Source organism: Curtobacterium sp. B18, assembly GCF_000333375.1.
Lineage (GTDB): Bacteria > Actinomycetota > Actinomycetes > Actinomycetales > Microbacteriaceae > Curtobacterium.
Map to the genome: position 1 here is coordinate 1 of NZ_BACZ01000161.1, position 325 is coordinate 325.

Annotated in this window: 1 pseudogene; it reads right to left on the reverse strand. The window is 65.8% G+C overall.

The window, feature by feature from the left end:
- Window positions 1–92: 92 nt before the first annotated feature.
- Window positions 93–320 (reverse strand): annotated as a pseudogene (locus I5E_RS23250) (3-isopropylmalate dehydratase small subunit); the annotation flags it as partial.
- Between the last annotated feature and the right edge of the window lie 5 nt (window positions 321–325).

The window sequence follows — 325 nt, forward strand, 5'->3', positions numbered from 1 at the left end:
GAGCATGAGCGCGACGCCGACGAGCACGTAGGAGAACTGCTCGGCCTGCTGCGCGTTCATGATCGAGTTCGGGATGAAGTCGCCGGCGAGGGTGCGGATCGCGAGCCGGACGACGAAGAACAGCACCGCACCTTGGCGCCCTGGTACGCGGGCTGGTTCAGCACGAACTCGGGGTCCTGACGCCAGCCGGAGAACAGGGCGTCCTCGAAGCCGGTCTTCGTCACCCGCTTGAGGTAGACGGCGGGGATGATCTGGTCGGTGTCGACGTTGGACCGCTCGAGCGGTGCGGCGATGCCGGTGACGGTCGAGATCTTGTCCATCAGTG